At 33.2% G+C, this 25,803-nt stretch carries 24 protein-coding genes; 16 read left to right on the top strand and 8 right to left on the bottom strand.

The window, feature by feature from the left end; genetic code table 11:
- Positions 1-38 precede the first annotated feature (38 nt).
- The 3 genes from N4T20_RS11645 to N4T20_RS11635 all read right to left on the bottom strand — a co-directional run bounded on the left by N4T20_RS11645 (position 39) and on the right by N4T20_RS11635 (position 2,551).
- A complete protein-coding gene (locus N4T20_RS11645) occupies positions 39-557 on the bottom strand; it encodes a hypothetical protein (RefSeq protein ID WP_260669323.1) in 519 nt (172 codons plus the stop codon).
- Between the two features lie 90 nt (positions 558-647).
- Entirely contained in the window at positions 648-1,517 is an 870-nt protein-coding gene (locus tag N4T20_RS11640; protein ID WP_260669322.1) for an alpha/beta hydrolase, read from the bottom strand.
- A gap of 161 nt (positions 1,518-1,678) precedes the next feature.
- The gene (locus tag N4T20_RS11635; RefSeq protein ID WP_260669321.1) at positions 1,679-2,551 is read right to left on the bottom strand and encodes an AraC family transcriptional regulator; all 873 of its coding nucleotides are present in this window, start codon (positions 2,549-2,551) and stop codon (positions 1,679-1,681) included.
- 450 nt (positions 2,552-3,001) lie between these two features.
- Between N4T20_RS11635 and N4T20_RS11630 the strand changes: the two genes are divergently transcribed.
- The 4 genes from N4T20_RS11630 (at position 3,002) to N4T20_RS11615 (ending at position 6,144) form a co-directional block, all read left to right on the top strand.
- Positions 3,002-3,367: a T9SS type A sorting domain-containing protein gene (locus tag N4T20_RS11630; RefSeq protein ID WP_260669320.1), complete on the top strand. Its 366-nt coding sequence runs from the start codon at positions 3,002-3,004 to the stop codon at positions 3,365-3,367.
- Positions 3,368-4,081: 714 nt separating this feature from the next.
- Entirely contained in the window at positions 4,082-4,486 is a 405-nt protein-coding gene (locus N4T20_RS11625; protein ID WP_260669319.1) for a T9SS type A sorting domain-containing protein, read from the top strand.
- A gap of 505 nt (positions 4,487-4,991) precedes the next feature.
- Positions 4,992-5,393, top strand: a complete 402-nt coding sequence (locus N4T20_RS11620; RefSeq protein WP_260669318.1) for a T9SS type A sorting domain-containing protein — start codon at positions 4,992-4,994, stop codon at positions 5,391-5,393.
- Between the two features lie 364 nt (positions 5,394-5,757).
- Positions 5,758-6,144 carry a secretion protein gene (locus N4T20_RS11615; RefSeq protein ID WP_260669317.1) on the top strand — a complete coding sequence of 129 codons (387 nt, stop codon included), beginning with the start codon at positions 5,758-5,760 and terminating at the stop codon, positions 6,142-6,144.
- A 66-nt stretch (positions 6,145-6,210) separates the two neighbouring features.
- On the opposite strand, the gene N4T20_RS11610 is transcribed toward N4T20_RS11615, so the two are convergent.
- Positions 6,211-6,744, bottom strand: coding sequence for a Hint domain-containing protein (locus tag N4T20_RS11610; protein ID WP_260669316.1), 534 nt, complete (start codon positions 6,742-6,744; stop codon positions 6,211-6,213).
- A gap of 313 nt (positions 6,745-7,057) precedes the next feature.
- Here N4T20_RS11610 and N4T20_RS11605 point away from each other — a divergent pair, with 313 nt between their 5' ends.
- Positions 7,058-7,444 (top strand): flagellar motor protein MotB, encoded by a 387-nt coding sequence (locus tag N4T20_RS11605; RefSeq protein WP_260669315.1) that lies wholly within the window; start codon positions 7,058-7,060, stop codon positions 7,442-7,444.
- 156 nt (positions 7,445-7,600) lie between these two features.
- Positions 7,601-8,095: a GNAT family N-acetyltransferase gene (locus N4T20_RS11600; protein ID WP_260669314.1), complete on the top strand. Its 495-nt coding sequence runs from the start codon at positions 7,601-7,603 to the stop codon at positions 8,093-8,095.
- A 420-nt stretch (positions 8,096-8,515) separates the two neighbouring features.
- On the opposite strand, the gene N4T20_RS11595 is transcribed toward N4T20_RS11600, so the two are convergent.
- Complete coding sequence (locus tag N4T20_RS11595) at positions 8,516-10,219, bottom strand: DUF262 domain-containing protein (protein WP_260669313.1); 1,704 nt, start codon at positions 10,217-10,219, stop codon at positions 8,516-8,518.
- Between the two features lie 183 nt (positions 10,220-10,402).
- A complete protein-coding gene (locus N4T20_RS11590; protein ID WP_260669312.1) occupies positions 10,403-13,843 on the bottom strand; it encodes a methylmalonyl-CoA mutase family protein in 3,441 nt (1,146 codons plus the stop codon).
- Positions 13,844-14,134: 291 nt separating this feature from the next.
- On the opposite strand from N4T20_RS11590, the gene N4T20_RS11585 reads away from it, so the two are divergent.
- The 5 genes from N4T20_RS11585 (at position 14,135) to purU (ending at position 18,765) form a co-directional block, all read left to right on the top strand.
- On the top strand, positions 14,135-15,709 hold the full coding sequence (locus N4T20_RS11585) for a murein L,D-transpeptidase (protein WP_260669311.1): 1,575 nt from the start codon (positions 14,135-14,137) through the stop codon (positions 15,707-15,709).
- A gap of 218 nt (positions 15,710-15,927) precedes the next feature.
- The gene (locus N4T20_RS11580) at positions 15,928-16,350 is read left to right on the top strand and encodes a cytochrome c oxidase assembly factor 1 family protein (protein WP_260669310.1); all 423 of its coding nucleotides are present in this window, start codon (positions 15,928-15,930) and stop codon (positions 16,348-16,350) included.
- 31 nt (positions 16,351-16,381) lie between these two features.
- Entirely contained in the window at positions 16,382-16,945 is a 564-nt protein-coding gene (locus N4T20_RS11575) for a hypothetical protein (RefSeq protein ID WP_260669309.1), read from the top strand.
- 143 nt (positions 16,946-17,088) lie between these two features.
- Positions 17,089-17,808 (top strand): DUF4197 domain-containing protein, encoded by a 720-nt coding sequence (locus tag N4T20_RS11570; protein ID WP_260669308.1) that lies wholly within the window; start codon positions 17,089-17,091, stop codon positions 17,806-17,808.
- A 102-nt stretch (positions 17,809-17,910) separates the two neighbouring features.
- A complete protein-coding gene (gene purU, locus N4T20_RS11565; protein ID WP_260669307.1) occupies positions 17,911-18,765 on the top strand; it encodes a formyltetrahydrofolate deformylase in 855 nt (284 codons plus the stop codon).
- A gap of 1,021 nt (positions 18,766-19,786) precedes the next feature.
- On the opposite strand, the gene N4T20_RS11560 is transcribed toward purU, so the two are convergent.
- Together N4T20_RS11560 and pyrF are read right to left on the bottom strand one after the other, a co-directional pair.
- Positions 19,787-20,587 (bottom strand): ABC transporter substrate-binding protein, encoded by an 801-nt coding sequence (locus N4T20_RS11560; RefSeq protein WP_260669306.1) that lies wholly within the window; start codon positions 20,585-20,587, stop codon positions 19,787-19,789.
- 125 nt (positions 20,588-20,712) lie between these two features.
- Complete coding sequence (gene pyrF / locus N4T20_RS11555) at positions 20,713-21,534, bottom strand: orotidine-5'-phosphate decarboxylase (protein ID WP_260669305.1); 822 nt, start codon at positions 21,532-21,534, stop codon at positions 20,713-20,715.
- 339 nt (positions 21,535-21,873) lie between these two features.
- On the opposite strand from pyrF, the gene N4T20_RS11550 reads away from it, so the two are divergent.
- From N4T20_RS11550 to N4T20_RS11530, 5 genes are all read left to right on the top strand, one after another.
- Complete coding sequence (locus N4T20_RS11550; protein ID WP_260669304.1) at positions 21,874-22,347, top strand: Dps family protein; 474 nt, start codon at positions 21,874-21,876, stop codon at positions 22,345-22,347.
- 156 nt (positions 22,348-22,503) lie between these two features.
- Positions 22,504-22,689 carry a CsbD family protein gene (locus N4T20_RS11545; protein ID WP_008462351.1) on the top strand — a complete coding sequence of 62 codons (186 nt, stop codon included), beginning with the start codon at positions 22,504-22,506 and terminating at the stop codon, positions 22,687-22,689.
- Positions 22,690-22,846: 157 nt separating this feature from the next.
- Positions 22,847-23,398, top strand: a complete 552-nt coding sequence (locus N4T20_RS11540) for a helix-turn-helix domain-containing protein (protein ID WP_160783337.1) — start codon at positions 22,847-22,849, stop codon at positions 23,396-23,398.
- A gap of 21 nt (positions 23,399-23,419) precedes the next feature.
- Complete coding sequence (locus N4T20_RS11535) at positions 23,420-23,869, top strand: response regulator (protein WP_129747364.1); 450 nt, start codon at positions 23,420-23,422, stop codon at positions 23,867-23,869.
- A 13-nt stretch (positions 23,870-23,882) separates the two neighbouring features.
- Positions 23,883-25,670 carry a CHASE3 domain-containing protein gene (locus N4T20_RS11530; protein WP_260669303.1) on the top strand — a complete coding sequence of 596 codons (1,788 nt, stop codon included), beginning with the start codon at positions 23,883-23,885 and terminating at the stop codon, positions 25,668-25,670.
- Positions 25,671-25,803: the final 133 nt, after the last annotated feature.

Here is a 25,803-nt window from a genome sequence, read left to right as displayed (position 1 = left end):
CTTACGATTTCCTTTTTTTTATGAAGTTCTCAAAAACATTACAACTTAATTTTTTGGACTTGACTCTCACTTAATTTAGCGGCTTTCATTACATCATTAAGACTATTTTTATTAACTGTCGAAGCTAAGGCAGAAGGAATTATAACAATACGAAAAGATTGGTTATTTATATAACTAGGAGTTTCCGCAAGATTGTAATTTGCTCCTACATAAATTTGAAAATCTTTTTTACTGAAATCATAATCGTATGTTATTTCATCTCCATTATTAAAATAGAGCGTAGTTGGAATTAATTGCCAAATAGGAGTTTGCGGATTTATTGTTCCTTTTAATCTATAAATTAAAACCGTTTCATCATCAAACAAATCATCTCCAATTCTATTTCTAAAAGATCCAGAGATGAAATAACCGTTGTCAACATTATATGAAAAATTTGTGTTTAAAATTTCGAATGCTTCTCCAGTCAAACCATCTCTTCCCGGAGGCCCTTCTGGTCCTTCACAGCTAGAAAATGCAATTAAACCGATAACTGCAAATAAGGTAAGTATCTTTTTCATAATTATTTTTTTTTAAGGATTATACTATAAAGGTATTCCAAAAATTAAACCAAAAAAAGAGATTTGGCTTATTTTGAAATAAAAATGTTCCTATTTTTTCGCAGCACCCTGATTTTTAGCTAGTATTTTATTAAAAAATAATGCGTGGTACGGAAGCGAGTTTTCCCAATAATCCCAAGTATGAGCTCCTGGACGTTCTATATAATCGTGGTCAACTTTATTGTAAACCAATCTTCTGTGCAATTCTCTATTAGGTTCAATCAAAAAATCATCAACACCGCAGTCTATTATTAGCGGCAATTTGTTTGCTTTTATTTTATCTGCCATTCTTAAAACAGAATTTTGCTCGTACAATTCGGTATTTCCGCTTTTGTCTCCAAAAACTGGCTGCATTAATTTTACAATTTGAGCGGACGAATCTCTATTAAGCATCGTACTCATATCTACCGCACCACTCATACTCCCTGCCGCACAAAACAATTCTGGATGTCTGGCCGATAAATACAAAGCACCATGACCACCCATAGAAAGTCCCGTTATTACTCTTCCGCTTTTATTGGCAATGGTTTTATATGTTTTGTCTACTTTCTGGATGACTTCCTGAGTTATAAAAGTCTCAAACTGGCTTTCTTTATTTACAGGACTATCAATATAAAAACTAAACGTCTCGCCTTCTGGCATTACGATAATCATGTTATACTGATCTGCCAGGTTATGAACCAGTTTTTTGTTTGGCGTATTTTTTAGCCAGTCGCTAAAATGTCCGTACGCGCCATGCAGCAGGTACATAACCGGAAAAGCGGTTTTACTTTTAGTATACGAATTTGGCAAAACTACCGCTGCTTTATAGGTTTTACCCATTGCGGTACTGGCAACTTGAAGTGTGTCTACTTTTGCGGCGTATGTCATGGTGGCAAGACACAGCAAAAATGCAGACAATAGCATTTTAAATTTCTTCATTTTGATTTTTTTTCTGGTTAGGGTTTGTAAATATACCTTTTTTCAGAATAAAACATATGAAAAATCCGACCTGTTTGGATGGTGAAAAAATTAGCCACGAACTCACGAATTTATATTAAAAAATTCGTGAATTCGTGGCTGAAAAACTTTTAACCTATAAACTAACTAATTATAATCTTATGTTCATGACGGTATTGCGAAGCGCTTTTACCTGTATATTGTTTAAACGATTTACTAAAGTGGCTGAAATTATTGAAACCGCTTTCGTAGCAAACTTCATTAATACTCATAGGCTGTTCTGCCAAAAGTTTAGATGCGTGCACTAAACGATATTCGTTTACAAACTCTGTAAATGTTTTGTTTGAAATTTTCTTAAAATAACGGCAGAAAGATGGAGTTGTCATACTTACCAGACTTGAAACCTCATCTATTGAAATAGATTCCTGAAAATGATCTTTCACAAAATTGAAAACCACATTCATGCGGTCATTATCTTGAGTCTGAAGTTCCATCGAAAATCCGTCTGCGTTTAAAATGGTATATTCATCAGCCGATTCTAATTCGTCTAAAACACTCAAAAGCGTCATTAGTCTCTGAAACGGCGGTTCATTTTCCATCATTTCGATTTTCTTTCCGATGCGTTTTTTCGTTTCTCCGCCAAAAGCAATTCCGCCTTTAGCCTGCTTCAAAATATTCTGCACTTTTTTCATTTCGGGAGCGACAAAAAAATCGCTTCCTAAAAATTCAGGCTTAATATGGATAACGGTTTCCGTTGTATTCCCTGTCTGTTCGTTTGTAAAACCGCAATGCGGCAAATTAGCTCCTATTAAAAGCAAACTACCATTGGTATAATAAGAAACATGGCTTCCTATTTGTCTTTTTCCAGCCCCACCATTTATATAAACCAACTCAATTTCTGGATGATAGTGCCATAAATGAGCTTTGCTATTGGTCTTTTCGGCGTGTTTAGTGTAGGTAAAAGAACTTCCATATGAGTTAGTTATCACTTCAAGAGCAGGGGCAATTGTCTTCATGATAATTTCTTTAAAAAATAATAGCAAATTTAACAAAATCACCTAAAATAATTTAAATTTTAACCTATAACGGTTTCGTAAATGCGAATTTTACATTAAAACAACACTCAAAATACTGAAAAATTTATATCAAAATTGGCTTTTTTTTAGGGTCTTATTTTTTTTTCCTGTTTTTTTTCTATTTATCCCATTTAAACCTTCTTTTTATGTCAATATGCTAAAAATTGTAAGAAAGATGGAAAATTTAAGATATATATAGTTTTTAAAAAAATTTGAAGAAAAACAATCAAATTAACAAAAACACAACATTAAAGCCAAATTTTAACATATAACGGTTTCGTAAATGAGAATATAGCATATAAATTGGAAAATACAGATGTTAAAATAACACAGATGCCATTATAATTTTGCCTCAGAGAAATGAACGAAAAAAATTTAATACTACAGAATATGAAAAAGATTATGAAATTAAGTTTAGTGTGCGCAGTACTGCTAACAGGAATGAGCACTTATGCAATTGATGGAAATGAAGCGTTAAATCTTCACGTATTAAAAGGAAATGGCAAGGTAATTGCTTTTGGAATTAATCAATTACAAAAAGCAGTAATTAGTATATATGATACAAATGGTAATTTAATCTATACTGAGAATGCTTCTGGTAAAACAGGAATCTTAAGAACTTTCAGTTTAGAAGAATTTCCTCAAGGAAAATACATTTTAGAAGTTGCTGATAGCTTCAAAAAAGTAAAATACGATATTACTGTTAACAATAATAGTTCTGTTTTGTCTTCAAAAGGAACAGTTTCTATTAACTAAGAAAAATATTAAAGTTAAGTGCAATTCTTCACGGCACTTAAAACTTTATACTCTAATACAGTATAAAAAGTGAGGTTAGATAGTTAGTAAGTTAAAAACTTTCAAAAGTTTTAAAAACAGCTCTTTGTGGTTACTGAGCTGTTTTTTTTTGCTCTTTACTTTCCTTAACCATGGAAGTTTTTTAATGCGAAGATTTTTTACCGCATAGTTCGCAAAGTTTATTTTAGACAAAGCTTCGCAGTTAAATTCAGATTTTTTTTTAACGCAAAGGCTTAGAGGTTACGCAATGTTCACAAAGTTTTTATCTAAAGTGATGCATATAAATGTAAAGTTCGCAAAACTATATCTAGATAAACCTTTGCGAACTTTTTTATTCAATAAAATTTACTCAAAAAACCTTTGTGAACTTTGCGTTACAATACACAATCCAAATAAAAACTTAGAATCTCAGCATCTTGGAACCTTAGCATCTTTATAATTCTTACATTTTTAAAACAAATCGTTATCTCATTGTAAATTAAAAATCACGAAAAACGTTAAAAAATAATAATCGAATTGGCAAAAACGATAAATATAATTCAAATTTTAACCTATAACGGTTTCGTAAATGAGAATATAGCATATAAATTGGAGAATATAGTATTGATTTTTTACTTACAACTGAAGTAATTTAGCATCAGAGAATTAGAACTATTAATTTAAAAACTAAATACCATGAAAAAGATTATTAGATTGAGTTTAGTAGCAGCATTGCTTTTCACAGGAATAAGCACATATGCAATTGATGGAGCAGCAGATTTTAATCTGCACGTAATTAGAGCTAATGGCAAAACAATCACTTTTGGTCTTAACCAAACACAAAAAGCCAACTTAGCTATTTATGACAAAGATGGATCTCTAATTTATTCTGAAATAGCTTCAGGAAAAGATGGAATTTTAAGAACTTTCAGTCTTGAAGAGTTTCCAGAAGGAACTTATTTCTTAGAAGTTGAAGACAATATGAAAAAAGCAAAATACGAAATCACAATAACTGATGATGCTTCTGTTTTATCTAAAAACGCAGTTTCTTCAGTTTACAAAGCTGGTTTTGCTAAAAATACAAGCGTGGCAACACGATAAAAAGTTTATGCTTTCATAAAGTATAAAGTGAGGTTAGATAGTTAGTAAGTTTAAAAACTTTCAAAAGTTTTAAAAACAGCTCTTTGTGGTTATTGAGCTGTTTTTTTTTTTACCACAAAGTTTTTTACCGCAAAGCTCGCAAAGATTTACGCAAAGTTCACAAAGTTTTTTTTCACATAACTTTGCGAACTTTTTCGTTTTTATAAAACTCTTGTATAATAATTCTTAGCGCCCTTTGCGTAAATCTTTGCGAACTTTGCATTTAAACACACCTTTTATATGTAAAAAAAACCTTAGCTCAATGTAAAATCAAAATCAAGAAAAAAATTAAAAAATAATAACTGAATTAACAAAAACGTTAAAAATAATTTACTTTTTAACCTATAACGGTTTCGTAAATGAGAATATAGCACAGAAATAGGAAAATACAGTTGCGCTTTTTCATGTAATACATAAGTAATTTAGCATCAGAGAATTAGAACTAATAATTTAAAACCTAAGTACCATGAAAAAGATTGCAAAATTGAGTTTAGTAGCAGCGTTGCTTTTCACAGGAATAAGCACGTACGCAATTGATGGAAATGGAGAATTTAATCTTCATGTATTAAAAGCTAATGGAAAACTGATCACTTTCGCACTTAATAAAGTACAGAAAGCCAATTTAGCTATTTATGACAATGATGGAACTTTAATCTATTCTGAAAGCGCATCTGGTAAAGATGGAATTTTAAGAACTTTCAGTTTAGAAGAATTTCCAGAAGGGACTTATTTCTTAGAAGTGGAAGACAATGCAAAAAGAGCGAAATATGAAATTACGATTAATGATAATGCATCTTTATCAAAAAATGCAGTTTCATTAGTTTACAAATCAGGTTTTGCTAAAAATTCAAGTGTTGCAGCACGTTAAGAATTTATAGAGCCAAAAAGGTATAAAACAAGGTTAAAAAATTTAAAAATTACGATTTAAGAAACAGCTCTTTGTGGTTATAGGGCTGTTTTTTTGTTTAGTGACAAAAGCAAAACAATAAAACGAATCAATTTTCTGAAAATTATTCTTATTAATTACAACCCTTTGATTTTTAAGCACTAAAAAATATTCACAAAAATAAATCCGCGAGCCCAGTAATTACGTACATAGTTCAAACAAAATACAGAAATAATTACAATTCAACAACTTATGCATTTAAAAATGCCTTTTTATTGCAAAAAATTAAATTTGTATTTGTAGTTTTACGCGTTCCACATTTAGTAATTAACAATTTAAAAAAAACATGACAAAATTTACCAAAGCTGGTTTAGTTGCTGCCTTTTTTTTAGCGACTGTGTTTACCTACGCCATTGATGGAAAAGGTGATTACATTTTAAATATCAAAACAGGAAACGGAAAAGTAGTTAGCTTTACTTTAGACACTGTAGAAAATGCATCTTTCTCTATCTACGACGAGAATCACAACTTACTTTATGCGGGAGAGTCTGCAGCAGACAAATTGGAAGTTTCTAAAACAATTAGTTTAGAAAGTTTTCCTGCTGGAACTTATGTTCTTGAAGTGAAAGCAAATGACAAAATTGCGAAACACGAAATTAAAGTTGCTGCTAAAAAAGTTAAGACTGTAAAGTTAGACCAATCTGTAAACCAGAGTCCGGCTTTCCGTCGTTAATTTTTTGCCCTAAAAATTAGAAAAGCAGCTCGTACCAGGAGCTGCTTTTTTTATATCTTCTTTTTTCTATTCTTTTAAACTATTGGGAAGAAAATCAAAAGACACCTGAAAAGCAAAATCTCCTATTATGACTCCTTGAGCCAATAATAAATGGCCATTAGGACTGGTAAATTTATAATCACCAACAGAAATGTTATAAATTATTCCAGAGTATTTTCTCAACGAAATAGTTTTAATCCTAACAGCGTTGCCTTGCCCATCTACAAGTTCCTGTCCTGGTCTTAATTCTGAACCTCTAGCATATTTGCCATTTTTAAGTAAAAAGGGCTGCTCTCGAGTGCAAACAATTTCTCGAGAATTCTCTAAAAGAACATAAAGTTCCTGAGCTTTCTCTGTCGTGCCACTGCTAAAAGTAACTTTTGCTTCTGATGAAGATAATTCAAGTCGGTTTGATTCTAATTTTACAGAAAATGCCAAAACTGAGTCTCCTATTTCGAAATCTAAAATAGATCTTTCTCCTGAAGAAGTAGCAATTTTAGTGTCTCCTGCTGTACATTTAAGAGATAAATCTTTTAATAATTTATCGGAACCTGATTCCATAGTTTTATGTTTTTTAAGTATTGACCAAAAATACATTATAAAAAACTTCCTTTTCAAGGTATAAACACCTGTTTTTAAAGCAACAAGTAATTACTTTAAAAGTGCAATACAACGGGTAAATTCAAAAAACAGCGCTTAAAATCGGTTCATGTTATTGATTTCCATATATTTGCACTATAAAACTCACATTAAGCATACAATAAAAACAAGGATTTGAAGTTTATAATTGTTTTATTGCTGTTTTTTACTGTGAAAAGATTTTCAAAAACAATTAATGAATACGATTAAATACCACAACCAAAACTAAAAACCGATGCAGAAAAAACTAGCTATTTTAGTATTGTTAATCGTATTTTCATTTCGTGCAGCTTCACAAAATGAAACCTTTTATAAAACCGATAAAGTCGGCGATAAGTACGCCTATGTGGATGTGATAAAAACTTACGAAAGGGTGGCTGCAAAAGGCTACAAATCGGTAGACTTGTTTCAAAAACTGGGAAATTCATCGTATTCAAATTGCGAACTCGAAAAAGCAGCCGAATGGTACAGCAAACTATTTTCCCTTACCACAGATTTAGAACCTGTATATTATTACCGTTATGCAGAATCGTTGCGATTTATTTGTGAAAACGCAAAAGCCGATGCTATTATCGAAAAATTAAAGCGTAAACCAAAAACGACTATAAAAACTAAAGTTTAACTAAACTGAAACAGATATAAAAGACCTCTCAATAACGAGAGGTTTTTTATTTAAACTATATTTAATCATCATATTTGTTTTTCAAAAGAATATTCAGGAAAAGGTTTTAGCATAAATACTTATTCAGTCAGAATTTATTTTCAATATATTTGAAATATGAATCAAGACACAAAAAATATATCGATCAGGCGAGCTCTAACTACCGATTTACCTAGACTTGCCGAATTGCTGCAATTATTAGTAAAGGCAGAAAGACCCTTTGACGTAACACTAAAAGACGGAGAGCTTTTTTATTATGATATAGAGGAGCTTATTTTAGATAGCAAGTCAGAAGTTTTGGTTATAGACTTTAACAATCAAATTATTGGTTGCGGATATGCCCAAATCCGACAAGGCAAATCTTACCAAAAACATGATTTTTTTGGACATCTAGGTTTTATGTTTGTCGATCCGGAATTTAGAGGACGAGGGCTTAATAATCTATTAATTGACCATCTAAAAAAATGGATTTTATCTCAGGGAATAACCGAGGTTAGATTAGAGGTATACCATGAAAACAACGCAGCGGTCAACGCTTATAAAAAGGCTGGATTTAAACCAATATTGACAACCATGCGCTGTGATTTAAGCGAAATGGATGGTAATATTTAATTGCAACATTTATACAATTTTTCTAAAAAAGATAAAAATGCGACTATAAATGTTTCGTTGATTTTGAAAATGATTCTGCATTTTTTCCTATGGATGAAATGGAGTTTTTAGGGTTTGTTGGGAAGTTTTTGAATGAATGATTTCCTTTTTTTATTCTAAAACGGTATAGGCATAGCCCGTGGTTTCAACCACGGAAACCTAATATTGTCTTACTCGTTATTGTGTACCCGTGGTTGAAACCACGGGCTATATTTGACAATAGGATTTTGTTTTGTTGCTGGCGCGAGCGTCTCGCTCGTGCATTACTTACTTTGCGCTCACGAGCGGGATGTTAGCGCTAATGGAGGATTTCTTTTATAAATAAAAAAGTAACTCTTAAAAAAATGCTTTTTTTATTATTTTTTTCATCTAATTTTATATCTAAATTTCTAAAAGAGGAAAACTCCATCTCTTCACAGCAAACCGATGTATTTTATCGTGTCTTTTATTAATAGCCTCTATATCCCAAATCGGATCGTCTTCTTTTCCACTATAATATAATTTAATTTCTCCTTGTTGATTAAGCAATGGGTTATTATTATAAGACGCCAATTTATTCTTAAATGGTTGATTTCCTATTGATGCATTATGAGAACCAGAAATCAACATTAAATTCCCTAAACAGTTCAAATAATTATTTTTAAAATTATCAGAATATAAATTATCATCATTGACATCATAACCAGAGGCAATCTTTTCGTTATTAGGAGGAGTTTGAGGAGAAATATGTTCTATCTGTTCTCTATCTAATGACATCGTACCTATTACATAACCAGTATTCTGAATATTAGTTTCATATTCCCAAAGCAAATAGTTAAGAACAGAATTCTCATACATCCATTCATTTAAATAATTTTTAGTTCTTTCATCTCCCCAATACCAGCTTTCATTTAATTTGGATTTAAGGCTTATCAACAAATTATCAATGTTTCCTTTAAACCCCACTAAAACTTCATTGAGCCTAGCCACTATGTCTGCTCTACTATTTATCAAATTATAACGGAATACTAATATTTCCATCATTTTAAACAATTTATCCATCTTATCATTATCATCTCCAAAATATTTATATCCTTTTATAAAAAAAGGGTATATAAAAGCTGGTATTTTCAATTGAATTAACTTATGATAATATTTATTAGTACAATTTTCCAATTTTTTGATATTCGAAAAAGTAGTATGCAATTCGTTCGTAAATTTAATAATCCAATCAACTTTGTCAGATGACTTTTTATATTCCTCTTTAATATCATCCAGTGTTCGATATCCATACCCCTTTTTTAAAAAAGCATTACAATGATAAATTAAGACACTATCTTCATTTAATTTTATATCATTTATCATAACATAAATCAACTTAAATATATTCGAAATACTTTCGATATTCGAATTTGTTTCTTCAGCTTTACTAAAGACATACATTTGATACATAAAGTATGATTTAAGCTTCTCCATGTTGGTTAAATCTCTTCCTCTATTATTTTGTAGTTCAAACATTAATGCCGCATCTTTCTTTTGTTCGAGAGCAATAGTAGTTAATTTAGTAGTTTCTATTTTTTTCAATAAATCTAAAATTAATTCCGAAGTTAACTTTTGAACTTCCTTATTAAAATAGATTTTAGCATCTTTTATTTTCTTTTGAGATATCGAAGAAGTAATAAACGAATTATTACCTTCAATTATTAATGCGTCATAACATGCACGATCATAATCGACTGGTCTTAATTTTTTATTCCCGCTGATTTTAAAATATAAAGACTCTTTTTCTCTAGCTTCTAATTCAATCATTTCTCCATTTTTTTGTCGCTCCATAACAACATCCAAAATTGATCTAATAAGTATTGTGAGTGTAGTTAGTCTTTGTTGACCATCTATAATTTCATATGTTCTATCCTCCGAAATTGTCTCTAGAAGAATATTTCCAAAAAAATAATCATTCCCTCCTTGTGTTTGTTCTCTCAAATCATCCAATAAATCTCTCCATTGATCTCTTTCCCAAGAATATGCTCTTTGATAAACAGGTATAATATAGTTTTTTTGAGAACTATCAAAAAAGCCTAAAATAGTTTGATTAGTAAATTTCATTTTATTTAGTTGTGTAGTGTTATAAATTACTTTATTACAGGCAAATAATTTCTGCTAATATATAGAAACATTTTCCCATAAAATTGAGGAAATCCGTAAACGAAAATATTTAATTAAAATAACAAAATAAAAAACCTCTCATATCCTGAGAGGTTTTTCGATATCATTAAAAAATCAAAATCCTTACATATTCCTTCTATACTGCCCACCAACTTCAAACAAAGCTGAAGTAATCTGGCCTAAAGAACAAACCTTTGTAGCTTCCATTAAATGCTCGAATAAGTTTTCGTTTTTAATAGCCGCTTGTTGCAACGTATTTAAATGCTCGTTTACTTTTTCTTCATGGAAATTGTGCAGATTGTCCAGCATCGTAATCTGGTATTGTTTTTCTTCTTCGGTTGCACGAATAACCTCAGCCGGAATTACCGTTGGCGAACCTTTTGAACTCAAGAATGTATTTACACCTACAATTGGGAAATCTCCGTTGTGTTTTAAGGTTTCGTAATACAAACTTTCTTCCTGAATTTTAGAACGCTGATACATCGTTTCCATAGCGCCTAAAACCCCTCCTCTTTCTGTAATTCTGTCGAACTCTTGTAAAACGGCTTCTTCAACTAAATCGGTTAATTCTTCAATAATGAACGAACCTTGAATTGGGTTTTCGTTTTTCGCCAAACCTAATTCTTTGTTAATAATCAGCTGAATTGCCATTGCACGACGTACAGATTCTTCTGTTGGCGTTGTAATCGCTTCGTCATAGGCGTTGGTATGGAGCGAGTTACAGTTGTCGTAAATCGCGTATAAAGCCTGTAATGTTGTTCTAATATCGTTGAAATCAATTTCCTGCGCGTGTAACGAACGCCCAGAAGTCTGAATATGGTATTTCAGCATTTGTGCTCTTTCGTTGGCTCCGTATTTGTTTTTCATGGCTTTCGCCCAAATTTTACGTGCCACACGACCAATTACCGAATATTCAGGATCGACTCCGTTAGAGAAGAAGAATGATAAATTTGGCCCAAAATCGTTGATGTTCATGCCGCGGCTCAAATAATATTCCACGTAAGTGAAACCATTGGAAAGCGTGAATGCCAATTGGGTAATCGGGTTTGCTCCCGCCTCAGCAATATGATATCCTGAAATCGAAACCGAATAGAAATTACGAACGTTTTTGGTAATAAAATATTCCTGAACGTCTCCCATTAATCGCAAAGCAAATTCGGTTGAGAAAATACAGGTATTCTGTGCCTGATCTTCTTTTAAAATATCGGCTTGAACCGTTCCTCGAACTTGAGCTAACGTTTTTACTTTTATATCATTATAAATTTCCAAAGGTAAAACCTGATCTCCCGTAACGCCCAAAAGCATTAATCCTAAACCGTTGTTTCCTGCTGGAAGTTCACCTTGGTATTTCGGTCTGTCGATTCCTTTGTCTTTATATAATTTGCTGATTTTGGCCTCAACTTCTTTTTCTAAATCATTGGCTTTGATGTAAATCTCACATTGCTGATCGATCGCCGCATTCATAAAGAACCCTAACAACATTGGTGCTGGCCCGTTGATTGTCATACTTACCGAAGTCAGTGCGTGAACCAAATCGAAACCTGAGTATAATTTTTTAGCATCGTCCAAACAGCAGATGGATACTCCCGCATTCCCGATTTTTCCATAAATGTCTGGACGCAAATCTGGGTCGTTTCCGTACAAAGTTACACTGTCAAAAGCCGTAGAAAGACGTTTTGCAGGCATTCCCGCGCTCACATAATGAAAACGCTTGTTAGTTCTTTCTGGTCCACCCTCGCCCGCAAACATTCTTGACGGGTCTTCGCCCTCACGTTTAAACGGATACAATCCCGAAGCAAAAGGAAATTCGCCAGGAACATTTTCCTGTAAATTCCAACGCAAAATATCACCCCAGCCTTCGTATTTCGGCAAAGCAATTTTTGGGATTTGTAAATGCGATAAACTTTCAGAATGTGTTGCAATCTTAATTTCTTTATCACGAACTTTAAACGAGTAAACCGGATTTTTGTATTTTGCTACTTTATCAGCCCAATTCAGGATAATTTCCCAGTTGTATGGGTCTAAATCCATTTTTACTTTATCGAATTGATTTAGTAAAAGGTTTAAAAAGATTCTGTTTTCATCGTGTTCTGCAATTCCACTTGGCAAAACTGTAGAATCGTCGATTCCGGCTTTTGTAATTTGAGGAACTTTTCCGGAAACGGATTCTATTGTTTTGAAAATTCCGTATAATTTCTGCGCTACTTTTTGCTGTGCAATTGCTGTTTCGTCATAACTTCTGTTATTCTCAGCGATTTCAGATAAATAACGAGTTCTTCCCGGCGGAATCACGAATATTTTCTCGCTCATTTCTTTTGTGATGGTGAAAGTCGATTTCAATTCTGAAGCCGTTTTCTCTACCACTTTATCCATAATCGCTTTGTAAAGCGTGTTCATTCCCGGATCGTTAAACTGTGAAGCAATCGTTCCGAAAACTGGCATTTCATCAGGATTTTTATCCCAAAGATTATGGTTTCTCTGATATTGTTTTTTTACATCGCGCAAAGCATCAAGTGCTCCACGTTTATCAAATTTGTTTAAAGCCACTAAATCAGCAAAATCAAGCATATCGATTTTCTCCAATTGAGTTGCTGCTCCAAACTCTGGCGTCATTACATATAAAGAAACGTCTGAATGATCCATAATTTCGGTATCAGACTGTCCGATTCCCGAAGTTTCCAGAATAATCAAATCGTATTTTGCGGCTTTCAAAACCTGAATCGCTTCGGCTACATATTTTGACAAAGCCAAATTCGACTGACGCGTTGCCAGCGAACGCATATACACGCGAGGATTATTAATGGCATTCATACGTATTCTGTCTCCTAAAAGTGCCCCTCCCGTTTTTCTCTTAGAAGGATCGACAGAAATCAATCCGATTGTTTTTTCTGGGAAATCAATTAAGAAACGGCGAACCAATTCGTCTACCAAAGATGATTTTCCTGCTCCTCCTGTTCCTGTAATTCCTAAAACCGGAATTTTAGATGTTGCATTGTTTTCGTGGATTTTATCGAAAACTGGTTTTGCAATTTCAGGGAAATTCTCAGCCGCAGAAATCAATCGGGCAATTGCTGTTGGAACTTTATTTTCGATATGATCGATTTCTCCATTCAATTTATCTCCAATAGGAAAATCGGCACGCTGCACCAAATCGTTAATCATTCCCTGAAGACCTAAAGAACGGCCATCATCTGGAGAATAAATTCGCGTAATACCATATTCGTGCAATTCTGAAATTTCACTTGGCAGAATTACACCACCTCCTCCACCGAAGATTTTGATATGCCCCGCTCCTTTTTCGCGAAGTAAATCATACATATATTTAAAGTATTCGTTGTGCCCGCCTTGGTAAGACGTCATTGCAATAGCATTGGCATCTTCTTGAATAGCGGTATTTACCACTTCTTCAACGCTTCTATCGTGGCCTAAATGAATTACCTCAACACCTGTAGACTGAATGATGCGTCGCATAATATTTATGGCTGCGTCATGTCCGTCAAAAAGCGAAGCAGCAGTAACAATCCTTACTTTATTTTTAGGAATATATGGTATTTGTTGTTCCATTTTATGAATATGATAATTTTAAGCGACCAATGTACAAAATATTTTAATATTTGATTAAGACTATAGCTTTATGTTAACAAAAATAAATCGATTTCGTGGCGCTGCAGGGTAACAAATCTACTAACTAGCTGATATAGTTAAAGAAAGCTTAAAGACATGGCAATTTCGCAACATTTAAATAAAATCTGAAAACGTGTTTTGAGTGCTCTAATAGTAATTTAGCAGTGTAGAAAGGCCCCAAATTTTTACCTACGACTTACATAGAAAAGTAATAACGTAAAAATTAAAAAAATGAAAACATTTTATTCATTCACCGTAATTTTAGGTTTGAGTTTTTTTGTATTTTCTTTTAACAGCATTGAAAAAAGTGATTTTACATATAAGAATACAAAAGCTTCAAATCATTTAACCGTTTACAATAATTCAGATGATGTAAACGAAATTTCGAACGACTTCTTTAAAAGATATTCAGATTTGAAAAAATACAAATCAGATGTCATGTCGCTGTACAAAAACAGAACGCTTGGAACGATTTGGTTTGACGAGAACGAAATCAACGAATTTGGCTCTGTTTTGTATGAAAAAGCAAAAAAAACAAATGATTTAATTATTCCTTATCAAAAAGAAATTGACCAGCTGTTTAATGCTTCATCAGATAAAAGCACCCTTTCTCAAACAGATGCAGATATGCTTTTGAGTTCATTGTATGTATTGTACACCAAAAAAAGCAACACCGACAAGAAAAAAATTGCTTATGATGCCATGCTAAAGGATTTCTTAAACTATAGCACTATAGAAGAAGCTACCACAGCAACAGCTGATGCAAAGGTTGAATATGACCAATACTACAAATTGCAAGACGTTCTAAAAAAATACAAAAGATTAGAAAAATCCAGCAAATGGAAACCAATTGTTCCAGCAGAAACTCCCTACAAAGATTTGCGCCCAGATGCCGTTTCGAGCACTATAGCACAAGTTAGAACTCGTTTATATTTGTTGGGTGATTTAAAAACCGATTCGAAAAGCGATGTTTATGATCGTGAATTGATGGATGCTGTAATGAAATATAAAGTTCGCAATGGTTTTAAACCTAATTACATTTTAGCTGAAGAACATATTAAAGAAATGAATGTTCCGCTTGAAGATAAGGTTGCGACTTTAAAACTTAATATGGAAAGATGTCGTGAAATTTCGGCTCAACTTGCTGCCAGCGATGAGTATGTTTTGGTCAATGTTCCTTCTTTTGAATTGATTTATGTAAAAAACGGAAAAATTCAATTGACTTCGCCAGTTTTTGTTGGTGCGCCTTTAACCAAAACAACCATTTTTAATGGCGAAATTGACAGAATTGTTTTTAGCCCTTATTGGACAGTACCACAAAGTATTGTAAATAATGAGTTGAAATCTAAAATTGCTGCAGATCCCAATTATCTTGCAGAAAAAAATATGGAAATCGTTAACGGTCAAGTAAGACAAAAACCAGGACCAGAGAATTCTTTAGGATTAGTAAAATTTATGTTTCCAAATCCTGATGACATTTATATGCACGATACGCCATCTAAAACTTTATTTGATTTTGAAAAAAGAACTTTCAGCCACGGATGCATTAATGTGAAAATGGCTAAAGAACTGGCTGTTGCCATGCTGCAAGATTATCCAGAATGGACACAGGCAAAAATTGATAAGGCTATGGCTGGCAAAGTAGAAAACAGTTTTAAACTGACGAAAAAAGTACCGATTTACATTACTTATTTTACTTCGTTGGTAAATGAAAATGGAGAAGTTGGCTTCTTTCAAGATGTTTATGAAAAAGATGCCAATTTAAATCAAGAATCGCTTCCCGACACTTCAATTGTAAATCAATAATTTACGCCAATAATTTTGAGGGAATGTATCAAATATACTTTTGATGCATTCCCTCTTTCAATTTTACCAGCTAAAGCAAAAAAAGCTGAAATCACAATTCCCTTAAAAACAGCTGTTTTTTAAATATTTGAGCATCAAATCTTTTTACACAAAAAACTCTCAATACATAAGAATTTTATCCTTATTTTAGCTTTGTCATTTCACCAAAACTCAAATTTATGGAAGATTCTAACGAATTAGTGCAAAGTAAAAGCTGGCTAAACAGAAACTGGAAATGGCTGATTCCCAGCGGCTGCTTAACTCTTATATTATTAGTGGCTTTGTTTATAGGGGGAATTTTCTATGAAGTTACTTCTGTATTAAAAGATTCTGAAGCGTATAGAGAATCTATGACGGCACTGCAAAACAATAAATTGGTAGTCGAGAAACTTGGCTCTCCTATAGAAACAGACGGAATTGTTTCTGGAAGTGTCACTTCTTCCAATAGTGTTAAAACTTGCGATGTGCAAGTTCCAATAAAAGGCCCTAAGGGAAAAGGAACTTTGTTTGTTGTGGGCGAGAAAAGAGGAAAATGGAAATACAGTGAAATGTCGGTTTATATTGAAAATACTCAGGAGAAAATAGATTTATTGCAGAAATAAAAATCTAACTTGCCTACACAAAAATGATATAATGAAATCTGTTTTTACGCTATTCCTAGGGCTTTTTCTATATGCTTCATCTTTTGCACAATCTGCCGAAAATTATCAGATTTACGCCAATCGAATCAAACAATTCTCCAAACCTGCTAGACTAGTGCGCAAGGATGTTAATGCGCAGGGAAATGGCTCTATCGAATTTACAAATGCCAAAAAACAGATCCTTCGTTTTCGATTGCAGAACAATAAACTTCAATTGGGGTCTTGCCGAATTGCTTTTGAAATATATTATTATGAAAATAATTATTTGAGAAGAATTGAATCGCTTGACAGCAGCGGGAATTTAATCGGATGCAATCTAAAATTAAACGGAGAAGCTGTTACAGAATTTAGCATTGAAAAACCAGCCTTATATCTTCAAAAAAAGAAAATGATTGATGATGCCGAAGGAAACATTGATATGAAAGATGATTCCGATGAAAAAATTATTCGAGTCCAATATTTTGATGCATACAATAACCCCATAATACTGCAAAAGCCCGTTTATATTTCGAGTAAAACCTACTGGCAGGACAATATTCGAATGGCTTGGCCGTAAATTGAAATTCTAAAAAAAATGAGATTCTAAGTTACTAAGTTCTCTTGTGTTAAGTTTACAACAAAATGTTAGTTTGCTTAAAATAAAATTGTGGCGTTGTTTTTGAATAAGTAGTATTTTTGAAACTTAAATAAAACCCCATAATGAAAAAGATTTTACTATTAGCCGTTACATTTTCGCTTACTTCTTGCGCACAGGTACAACAGACTTTAAATCAACTGCCTCAAATCGCATCTCAGATTCCAACTACCGGAACTGTTGACATTGCTTCTGGATTAAAAGAAGCTTTAAATAAGGGAATTACACAACAAGTGAGCAAATTAACTGCTGTAGATGGTTTTTATAAGAACGAAGCTGTAAAAATTTTAATGCCCGAAGAATTGCAGAAAGTAGACGCGACCCTGCGTAAAGTGGGATTGAGCTCTCTCGCAGATGAAGGAATCAAAATGCTGAATCGTGCTGCTGAAGATGCCGTAAAAGAAGCAACTCCAATTTTTGTTACAGCAGTAAAAAACATGACTTTTACAGATGCTAAAAACATTCTTTTAGGAAATGACAATGCCGCAACAAATTATTTGCAAACTAGTACAACCACTGCACTATACGCCAAATTTAATCCTGTAATTAAAAGTTCTTTCGAAAAAGTTGGCGCAGATGCTGTATGGACAAAAATTATAACCAAATACAACACTATTCCGTTAGTTAAAAAAGTAAATCCAGATTTGACTGATTATACAACCAATCAAGCTTTGTCTGGTGTTTTTAAAATGATTGCTGTTGAAGAAAAAGAAATCAGAAACGATATTTCTGCAAGAACAACGCCTTTATTGCAAAAGGTTTTTGCTATGCAGGATGGAAAATAAATTTAGAGGTTCAAAGGTTCAGAGACACATAGGTTCAAAGATAAGAAGTAACCTATGTAACTTTGAACCTATGTACCTTTGTCACTAATCAAAAAAACTAAAATGCAAAAAATTACCATACTTATTCATTGCAAGGACCAAAAAGGAATTATTGCTGCAGTGACTACTTTTATTGCTAAGGTAGAAGGAAACATTACATACATCGACCAGCACGTTGATGTAGAACAAAATGTATTTTTTATGCGTTTAGAATGTGAATTTACCAATCAGGGCAATAGTATTGATGCCATAAAAGAAGAATTCAGCAGAACGCTTGCCGCCGATTTTAATATGTCTTGGGATTTGTACAATCAGGAGCAGAAGCCTAAAATGGCTTTGTTTGTTTCTAAGTACGATCACTGCTTATTCGACATTTTAGGACGTTACAGTGCTGATGAATTGGGTGTGGAAATTCCGATGATCATAAGCAATCATAATGATTTGCGTTCGATAGCTGAACGTTTCGATATTCCGTTTCACTATGTTCCTTTTACAAAAGACAATAAAGAAGAAGGCGAAGCAAGGCAAATAGAGCTTTTGAAAAGATATCAGATCAATTTTATCGTTTTGGCGCGTTATATGCAGATTGTCACGCCAAAAGTGATTTCGCTTTACGAAAATAAAATCATCAATATCCATCACTCCTTTTTACCAGCTTTTCCAGGTGCAAAACCGTATCATTCGGCTTTTAAACGCGGCGTAAAAATTATTGGAGCTACAAGTCATTACGTAACAGAAGAATTAGACGAAGGTCCAATCATCGAACAAGATATTGCTAGAGTCTCACACATCCATTCTGTAGAAGATTTTATCATGAAAGGCCGTGATTTGGAACGAATTGTTCTAGCACGAGCCATTAAACTTCATGCCGAAAGGAAAACAATGGTTTATAGCAATAAGACGGTTGTTTTTTCATAAGTTTTATTTTCTTAAGATTCTAAATTTTTAATCTATATTAAATAGCAAACCCGACAGTTTTTAAAAATCTGTCGGGTTTTATTTTGCGCTTTTTGCTTCAATTGTTAATTTTTTATTTTATCACAAAATACTGACTTTCAATACTTATCATGCAATTAGACTTATCATTAGCACATTCATAAGTAAAATTGATAATTATTACATTTTAATAACCAACCATTATTTAACACTGTAAAAATCTCAAAACAGGCGCTTTACAAATCTTAACTTATGACCAACAAAGTAATAACAAAACCTTAACAGCATAAAATTGATATATGTCGGACATTTGTAATGTAATAAACTGGTTATTTATTATTTTGGTTTTGGTTAGTTAAATGATGCCGGCGTCTTCGAGATGCCGGCATTCTTTTTTTGCGAAAACTTGTTTTGTTTCAGGTTTCAAGTTTCAAGTTTCAAGTTGCTTACTTTGAACATAATTACTTCGAGCACGCTACAGTTTTTTATTCAAGAGAATTTGCACAAAACGCAATCCCAAAGCCTCGGCATCGCGTAATTCTTAGCTATCTATAACTATCTGGACTTATGTTAAAAAAAATCTTTGCAACATTAACTTATATCCAACAAAGTAATAACAAGATCTTAACAGCATAAGATTGATTTATGTCGGACATTTGTAATGTAATAAACTGGTTATTTATTATTTTGGTTTTGGTTAGTTAAATAATGCCGACGTCTTCGAGATGCCGGCATTCTTTTTTTGTGAAAACTTGTTTTGTGTCAGGTTTCAAGTTTCAAGTTTCAAGTTTCAGGTTTCAAGTTTCAGGTTTCAAGTTTCAGGTTGTTGGAAGTTTAACGCAAAGGCCGCAAAGTTATACGCAAAGTTATACGCAAAGTTTTTTACACAAAGTTTTACGAACCTTGCGATAAAATTATGTTCAAAGTAAGCAACTTGAAACTTGAAACTTGAAACTTGAAACCTGAAACTTGAAACCTGAAACAAAAAACTTAAAACAAAAAACTAATTCTTCAATCTTTCGTGCAGTAATTTAAAATACGAAAATGCTTTTAGCAATCTGCTGCCGTGCCATGAGAACATTTCGCCATCAACAAAAACAGTTTTGGCGTGATGCGTAAACCTTCCTATTTCGAAAGCATCTTCTTCTTTGAAAGGATACGGCTCAGAAGAAAGGAAAACAATATCTGGATCGCCTTCCAAACGCATTTTCTTTAATTCAATTTCTGGATAGCGCCCTTTATCTTCGTAAATATTTTTAAAATGATTGAGCTTTAAGATCTCATTGATATAAGTATCTTTTCCTGCGACCATGTAAGGATTTTTCCAAATAAAATAGGCCGCTTTCTTTTCCTTTATATCTTTTATATAATTTTTAAAATCGCTTAAGGCAAAAGCCAGTTTGTCATTCCATTTTTGAGCTTCGGTTCTGCAATTGAATAATTGTCCAAAATCTGAAATCATCTGAAAATTATCTTCAATTGTAATGATATTCGTCACCCAAACCGGACAGATTGCGCTTAACTGCTCTACAATCTCAAGTGTGTTTTCTTCTTTATTGCAGATAATAATATCGGGCTCAAGAAGCTTTATTTTTTCGAAGTGAATTTTCTTGGTTCCGCCAACAGTTTTTTTGGTAGATTTAAAATGAAACGGATGAACACAGAACTTCGTTATTCCGATAATTTTTTCTTCTAAACCTAAATCATAAAGCAATTCTGTTTGCGAAGGAACTAGGGAAATAATACGTTTTGGAGCTGTTTCAAAAGTATGAACAGTACCAAGCTGATCGGTTAGTTGTTTCATGTTTAGATTGTGTTTTTTAACCGCAAAGTTCGCAAAGTCTTTCGCTAAGCACGCAAAGTTATGTTATTTGCGAACCTTGCGTAATCCTTTGCGAACTTTGCGGTTAAATCTGTTTTGTATTGTAATTAAAATCTGCTGTCAATAATAGCTGCCATTTCTTTTTGAACTGATAATGCTTCTTCTCTAGCTTTTTCAGCAAAGTCTGTTCCTTTTGAAGCATAAATAATTGCTCTTGCAGAATTTACCAAAAGTCCCACTTTATCATTCATCCCGTATTTGCAAACCTCAGACAGACTTCCGCCTTGAGCGCCAATTCCTGGAACCAATAAGAAACTGCCAGGAACAATTTTTCTAATTTCGGTAAAATATTCTGCTTTTGTTGCTCCCACAACGTACATTAAGTTTTCGCTGTTTTTCCAGGTTTTAGAAGTTTCCAGAACTTGCTTGTACAACTCTCTTCCGTTTGTATTTAAAGTCTGAAAATCAAAAGCTCCTTCATTTGAAGTCAAAGCCAACATAATGGTATGCTTGTTTTCGAAAGCCAAGAAAGGCTCAACAGAATCTTTCCCCATATAAGGCGCAACCGTTACGCTATCAAAATTCAAATCTTCAAAAAAGGCTTTAGCATACATACTAGACGTGTTACCGATATCGCCTCTTTTTGCGTCTGCAATCGTAAAAATATCAGGGTAATTTTCGTTAATGTAATTAATCGTTTTCTGCAGAGACATCCATCCTTTTATTCCGTATGCCTCAAAAAAAGCGGTATTTGGTTTGTACCCTACAGTCAAATCGTGTGTTGCATCGATTATCGCTTTATTAAATTCAAAAATAGGATCTTCCGTTTCTAATAAATGCTGCGGAATTTTAGTCAGATCTGGATCTAAACCAACGCATAAAAATGATTTTTTTTGAAGAATTTGTTCGTGTAGCTGTTGTGTTGTCATATTCTTTTTTTGCTTGTGCGGCAAAATTACAAATTATAATGGTTAATGAGTTAATGGTTAATGGTTAATTGTTGATGGTTGGTGGTTGGTGGTTGATGGTTGATGGTTGATGGTTGGTGGTTGGTGGTTGGTGGTTGGTGGTTGGTGGTTGGTGGTTGGTGGTTGGTGGTTGGTGGTTGGTGGTTGGTGGTTGGTGGTTGAACGTCCCGAAACTTCGGAACGTTCAACCTGACATTTATTTATGTCAACATTAAATTCTATAACATCTGTCAAAAATTGTGTAATAGAAAAATTTGGAACTAAAAGTAACTTTGAAAATAAACCATTAAAAAGACAATTATGAGCCCAAATATTGGAATTACACCAAAAAACTTAAAAAAGAGCGCGGCAATATTGGCCACAATTTTATCAAACGAAATGACTTTGTACGTAAAAACCAGAAAATTTCATTGGAATATTTCTGGAAATAGTTTTATGGAACTGCATAAATTATTTGAAGAACAATATCGCGTACTTGAAGCTCAAATTGATGAAGTCGCAGAGCGCATTAATCAATTGGGAGAAAAAACAATTGGCACGATGAAAGAGTTTATAGATAATTCTACACTTAAAGAATCGCCCAAAGAATATGGTTCGCAAAAAAATATGCTGTCTGAGCTTCTAGAAAACCATGAACAGCTGGTGACAGAATTTAGAAGCTACATTCCAGTTTTTGAAAATGAGACTGACGATGCTGGTTCTGCCGATTTCGTAACTGGCTTACTGCAGGAACATGAAAAAATGGCTTGGATTCTGAGAAGATACCAGGTTTAGTTATGAGTTATGAGTTATGAGTTATGAGTTATGAGTTATGAGTTACGAACTTTAATGAAAGTGAAAATTATGCAACAGTCAGAAAAATAAATGTAACGCGATGTTGGCTGATAATTTGCAATTTTACCATACAATAAAAAACTTAAAAGAGATACCATGAATACTACCGAGATAAAAGGAAACTGGAACGAGTTGAAAGGAAAACTAAAGCAAAAATATGCCGAGTTAACAGATGACGATTTGATGTTTGCTGAAGGAAAAGAAGACGAAATGTACGGAAGACTTCAGCAGAAACTGGGAAAAACAAAAGAGGAATTTCATCAAATCCTGTCAGAATTGTAAAACCTTGCAACTCAATCAGGGAAATACCGTCTAGTAAAAATATTAGACGGTATTTTTTTGAAAATTTTATTTTAAAATGACATTTACTTGTAATTCTATATCCTTTAAAAACAAAAACACAAAATAAAATAAGTATCTTTAACCAAATTTCTATAAAATGAAACTATTTATAAAGTTCGACATTAATACCATTTGCTCTCTTTATTTAAAACAAAATCTGGAACAAAATAATGTAAATTTTACAACTCTAGGATTTGGTGAAATTGAGATTGAAGACAATCTTGATGCCGAAGCATTGGAGAATTTAAAAACCAAATTGGCTCCGTGCGGTTTTGAAGTAGTTGAAAATCAAAAAAGTGTATTAGTCCAAAAAATAAAAGATGCGATTATCGAGCTTGTATTTATGGATGACAATAATAATTACAAGAGTTCTGTGTTTTTGGCAGAAAAGCTGAACCACAGTTACGGATATTTATCTAATGTTTTCTCAGAAGTAACTTACTCTTCTATAGAAAATTTTATTATTTTACAGAAAATTGAAAGAGCAAAACAGCTGATTATTATCAACGAAATGAGTCTGACCGAAATTGCCTTTTTACTCAACTACTCTAGTGTTGCCCATCTGAGTACGCAGTTTAAAAATACAACCGGTATTACTCCGTCTGCTTTTCAGAGAATTATTAAAAAACGAAGAGAAAATTTAAAATAAAAACCCAAATACCACATTAAAATGCAAAAAAACGCATTACACATTTTATTGGCTGATGATGATGAAGATGACCGTCTTTTCTTTAAAGATGCATTTGAAGAAATAAAGATACAAACAAATGTAAGTTTTGTTCATGACGGGATGCAGCTTATGGATCATTTGATGGATACAAACAATAAACTTCCAGATATTTTGTTTCTAGATTTAAATATGCCTAAGAAAACAGGTAAAGAATGTTTGATTGAAATCAAAAAAACGGATCATTTAAAAGATATAATTATTGCCATCTACTCTACTTCTTCATCTGAGGAAGATATCGAGGACACCTTTATTCAAGGCGCTAATATTTACATCAAAAAGCCAAGCGATTTCAATACGCTCAAAAAAATAATTAATGAAGTCGTGACCGTAAACTGGCATTATCATACTTCTGGTCTAAACCGTGATAATTTCTTGCTGCGACTAAAATAAAGCATACCAAATAATGAAGTGGATACCCAATTTTAATTCTTCAAACTCTTTGAGAGTTATTTTTGTAATCGCAGTTTTCATTCTGTTATTTCTTTCTTCAATTGCTTACAAACATAATCAGGACTTGAATGCATCGAGCAAACTGGTTATGCACGCTTACGAAATCAACATACAGCTCGAACGATTAATGTCGGCTATTAAAGATGCAGAAACGGGCCAGCGCGGGTATATTATTACTCGCAATGCCCGTTTTTTGACTCCGTACATTTATTCTCGAGACAAGGTAAATACTTCTTTTATTACCTTAAAAAAACTAACTGCTGATAATCCGAAACAGCAGGAAAACCTTCAAAAACTATTCAAACTCATTACACAGCGTTTTGTTTCTTTTGAAAATTGCCTAAAATACAGCGATCCCAAAACGTACGACAAAAGAAAACTGGACAATCATATGTTCGGCGGCCGAATTTTAATGGAAAACATCCGTTTTAAGGTTGACGAAATGAACGATATTGAAAAAGAGTTTCTAAAGAAAAGGCTTAAAATTTACGATTCGGAGATCTCTTTGAGTCCGCTTTTCTCGATTTCATTATTTCTGGTGGCGTTGAGCTTTATTTTATTGGCTTACCGTCAGATTAGCCGTGATTTTGAGCGTTTGAAAGTATTCAATAAAAAACTTCTCATCTCAAGCGGTTTAATTTCTGAGTCTGAAAACATTGGTAAATTCAGCACTTGGCAATGGGATTTGGATTCTGATAAAATAGATTTTTCAGACAATCAGTTCCGATTATTGGGCCTTGAGCCAAAATCTTTTGCTCCTAACAAAGCTACGCTTATAAAATATGTTCATCCAGATGACAAAGAATCTGTCGCGAAAGCCATAGACGGAATTGTAGAAAAGAAGCATCTTCCGTTTGTGTATTATAAAATCGTACGTCCCGATTTTGAAGTGCGCTATTTTAAAACTACAGGCAAATTGGTGACCGACCAGCAAGGCAGTAAAATTTTACTCGGAATCAATTTTGACATTACAGACGAGCATCTTCTTAACATTGAACTTCAGGAACGAAATAAAGAACTGGAGAAAAGCAATAAAGAACTGGCTTCTTTTAACCATGTGGCCAGCCACGATTTACAAGAACCGCTTAGAAAAATACAAACCTTTATTTCGAGAGTTTCTAGTGCCGACAAAGAAGTCATGTCTGAAAGCGGTAAAAATTATATTACCAAAATAGAAAGCTCGGCAAAAAGAATGCGTGTTTTAATAGACGACCTTCTTTTGTTTTCTAGAACCAATACCACGAAAAAGGAATTCATTAAAATCAATCTTAATGAACTTCTGGACAATGCAGAATCTGAATTGGGAGAAGTGATCGAAGAAAAGAAAGCCGTAATTCAGCGCATTGGCAAGCTTCCGAAGCTTTCTGTTATTCCGTATCAGATTGAGCAGCTGTTTATTAATTTAATTGGAAATTCACTAAAATACAGCAAACCAGATGCTGATCCGGAAATTTCAATTTCGAGCGAAAAAGTAAGTTCTTCCGACTATCCTGAAATCTTAGAACAGTCTGTAAAGAAATTTCACAAAATCACTTTCACAGATAACGGAATGGGATTTGATCCTCAATTTAAAGAAACTATTTTTATTCTTTTTCAACGTCTGCATTCCAAAACAGATTATCCAGGAACCGGCATCGGATTGGCAATCTGCAAAAAAATCGTTGAGAACCACAAAGGCCATATTATTGCCGACAGTACTTTAGGAAAAGGCTCTGTATTTACGGTATTTCTACCCGATTAAATTTCATCAAAAAAACACGTAAAAAACGTTATATAAATCTACTATGGGAATTATATAACGTTTCTTTTTTATGCTGTAAAGCAAAATCTTTCATTCGTTAGCATCTTTGTAATGTAATACTTTAGGAAACAAT

The organism is Flavobacterium sp. TR2, from assembly GCF_025252405.1.
Taxonomy (GTDB): Bacteria; Bacteroidota; Bacteroidia; order Flavobacteriales; family Flavobacteriaceae; genus Flavobacterium.
The sequence above is the reverse complement of the archived record's forward strand: the minus strand, read 5'-3'. Positions and strand labels throughout refer to the sequence as shown.

Bases quoted from the DNA above. Each gene is read 5' to 3' on its own strand.
- N4T20_RS11620 (WP_260669318.1), top strand. From the start codon at position 4,992: ATGAAAAAGATTGCAAAATTGAGTTTAGTAGCAGCGTTGCTTTTCACA.
- N4T20_RS11540 (WP_160783337.1), top strand. From the start codon at position 22,847: ATGAAACTATTTATAAAGTTCGACATTAATACCATTTGCTCTCTTTAT.
- N4T20_RS11635 (WP_260669321.1), bottom strand. From the start codon at position 2,551: ATGAAGACAATTGCCCCTGCTCTTGAAGTGATAACTAACTCATATGGA.
- N4T20_RS11605 (WP_260669315.1), top strand. From the start codon at position 7,058: ATGCAGAAAAAACTAGCTATTTTAGTATTGTTAATCGTATTTTCATTT.
- N4T20_RS11560 (WP_260669306.1), bottom strand. From the start codon at position 20,587: ATGAAACAACTAACCGATCAGCTTGGTACTGTTCATACTTTTGAAACA.
- N4T20_RS11645 (WP_260669323.1), bottom strand. From the start codon at position 557: ATGAAAAAGATACTTACCTTATTTGCAGTTATCGGTTTAATTGCATTT.
- N4T20_RS11570 (WP_260669308.1), top strand. From the start codon at position 17,089: ATGAAAAAGATTTTACTATTAGCCGTTACATTTTCGCTTACTTCTTGC.
- N4T20_RS11545 (WP_008462351.1), top strand. From the start codon at position 22,504: ATGAATACTACCGAGATAAAAGGAAACTGGAACGAGTTGAAAGGAAAA.
- N4T20_RS11595 (WP_260669313.1), bottom strand. From the start codon at position 10,219: ATGAAATTTACTAATCAAACTATTTTAGGCTTTTTTGATAGTTCTCAA.
- N4T20_RS11600 (WP_260669314.1), top strand. From the start codon at position 7,601: ATGAATCAAGACACAAAAAATATATCGATCAGGCGAGCTCTAACTACC.
- N4T20_RS11610 (WP_260669316.1), bottom strand. From the start codon at position 6,744: ATGGAATCAGGTTCCGATAAATTATTAAAAGATTTATCTCTTAAATGT.
- N4T20_RS11640 (WP_260669322.1), bottom strand. From the start codon at position 1,517: ATGAAGAAATTTAAAATGCTATTGTCTGCATTTTTGCTGTGTCTTGCC.
- N4T20_RS11585 (WP_260669311.1), top strand. From the start codon at position 14,135: ATGAAAACATTTTATTCATTCACCGTAATTTTAGGTTTGAGTTTTTTT.
- N4T20_RS11575 (WP_260669309.1), top strand. From the start codon at position 16,382: ATGAAATCTGTTTTTACGCTATTCCTAGGGCTTTTTCTATATGCTTCA.
- N4T20_RS11625 (WP_260669319.1), top strand. From the start codon at position 4,082: ATGAAAAAGATTATTAGATTGAGTTTAGTAGCAGCATTGCTTTTCACA.
- purU (WP_260669307.1), top strand. From the start codon at position 17,911: ATGCAAAAAATTACCATACTTATTCATTGCAAGGACCAAAAAGGAATT.
- N4T20_RS11550 (WP_260669304.1), top strand. From the start codon at position 21,874: ATGAGCCCAAATATTGGAATTACACCAAAAAACTTAAAAAAGAGCGCG.
- N4T20_RS11580 (WP_260669310.1), top strand. From the start codon at position 15,928: ATGGAAGATTCTAACGAATTAGTGCAAAGTAAAAGCTGGCTAAACAGA.
- pyrF (WP_260669305.1), bottom strand. From the start codon at position 21,534: ATGACAACACAACAGCTACACGAACAAATTCTTCAAAAAAAATCATTT.
- N4T20_RS11530 (WP_260669303.1), top strand. From the start codon at position 23,883: ATGAAGTGGATACCCAATTTTAATTCTTCAAACTCTTTGAGAGTTATT.
- N4T20_RS11590 (WP_260669312.1), bottom strand. From the start codon at position 13,843: ATGGAACAACAAATACCATATATTCCTAAAAATAAAGTAAGGATTGTT.
- N4T20_RS11535 (WP_129747364.1), top strand. From the start codon at position 23,420: ATGCAAAAAAACGCATTACACATTTTATTGGCTGATGATGATGAAGAT.
- N4T20_RS11630 (WP_260669320.1), top strand. From the start codon at position 3,002: ATGAAAAAGATTATGAAATTAAGTTTAGTGTGCGCAGTACTGCTAACA.
- N4T20_RS11615 (WP_260669317.1), top strand. From the start codon at position 5,758: ATGACAAAATTTACCAAAGCTGGTTTAGTTGCTGCCTTTTTTTTAGCG.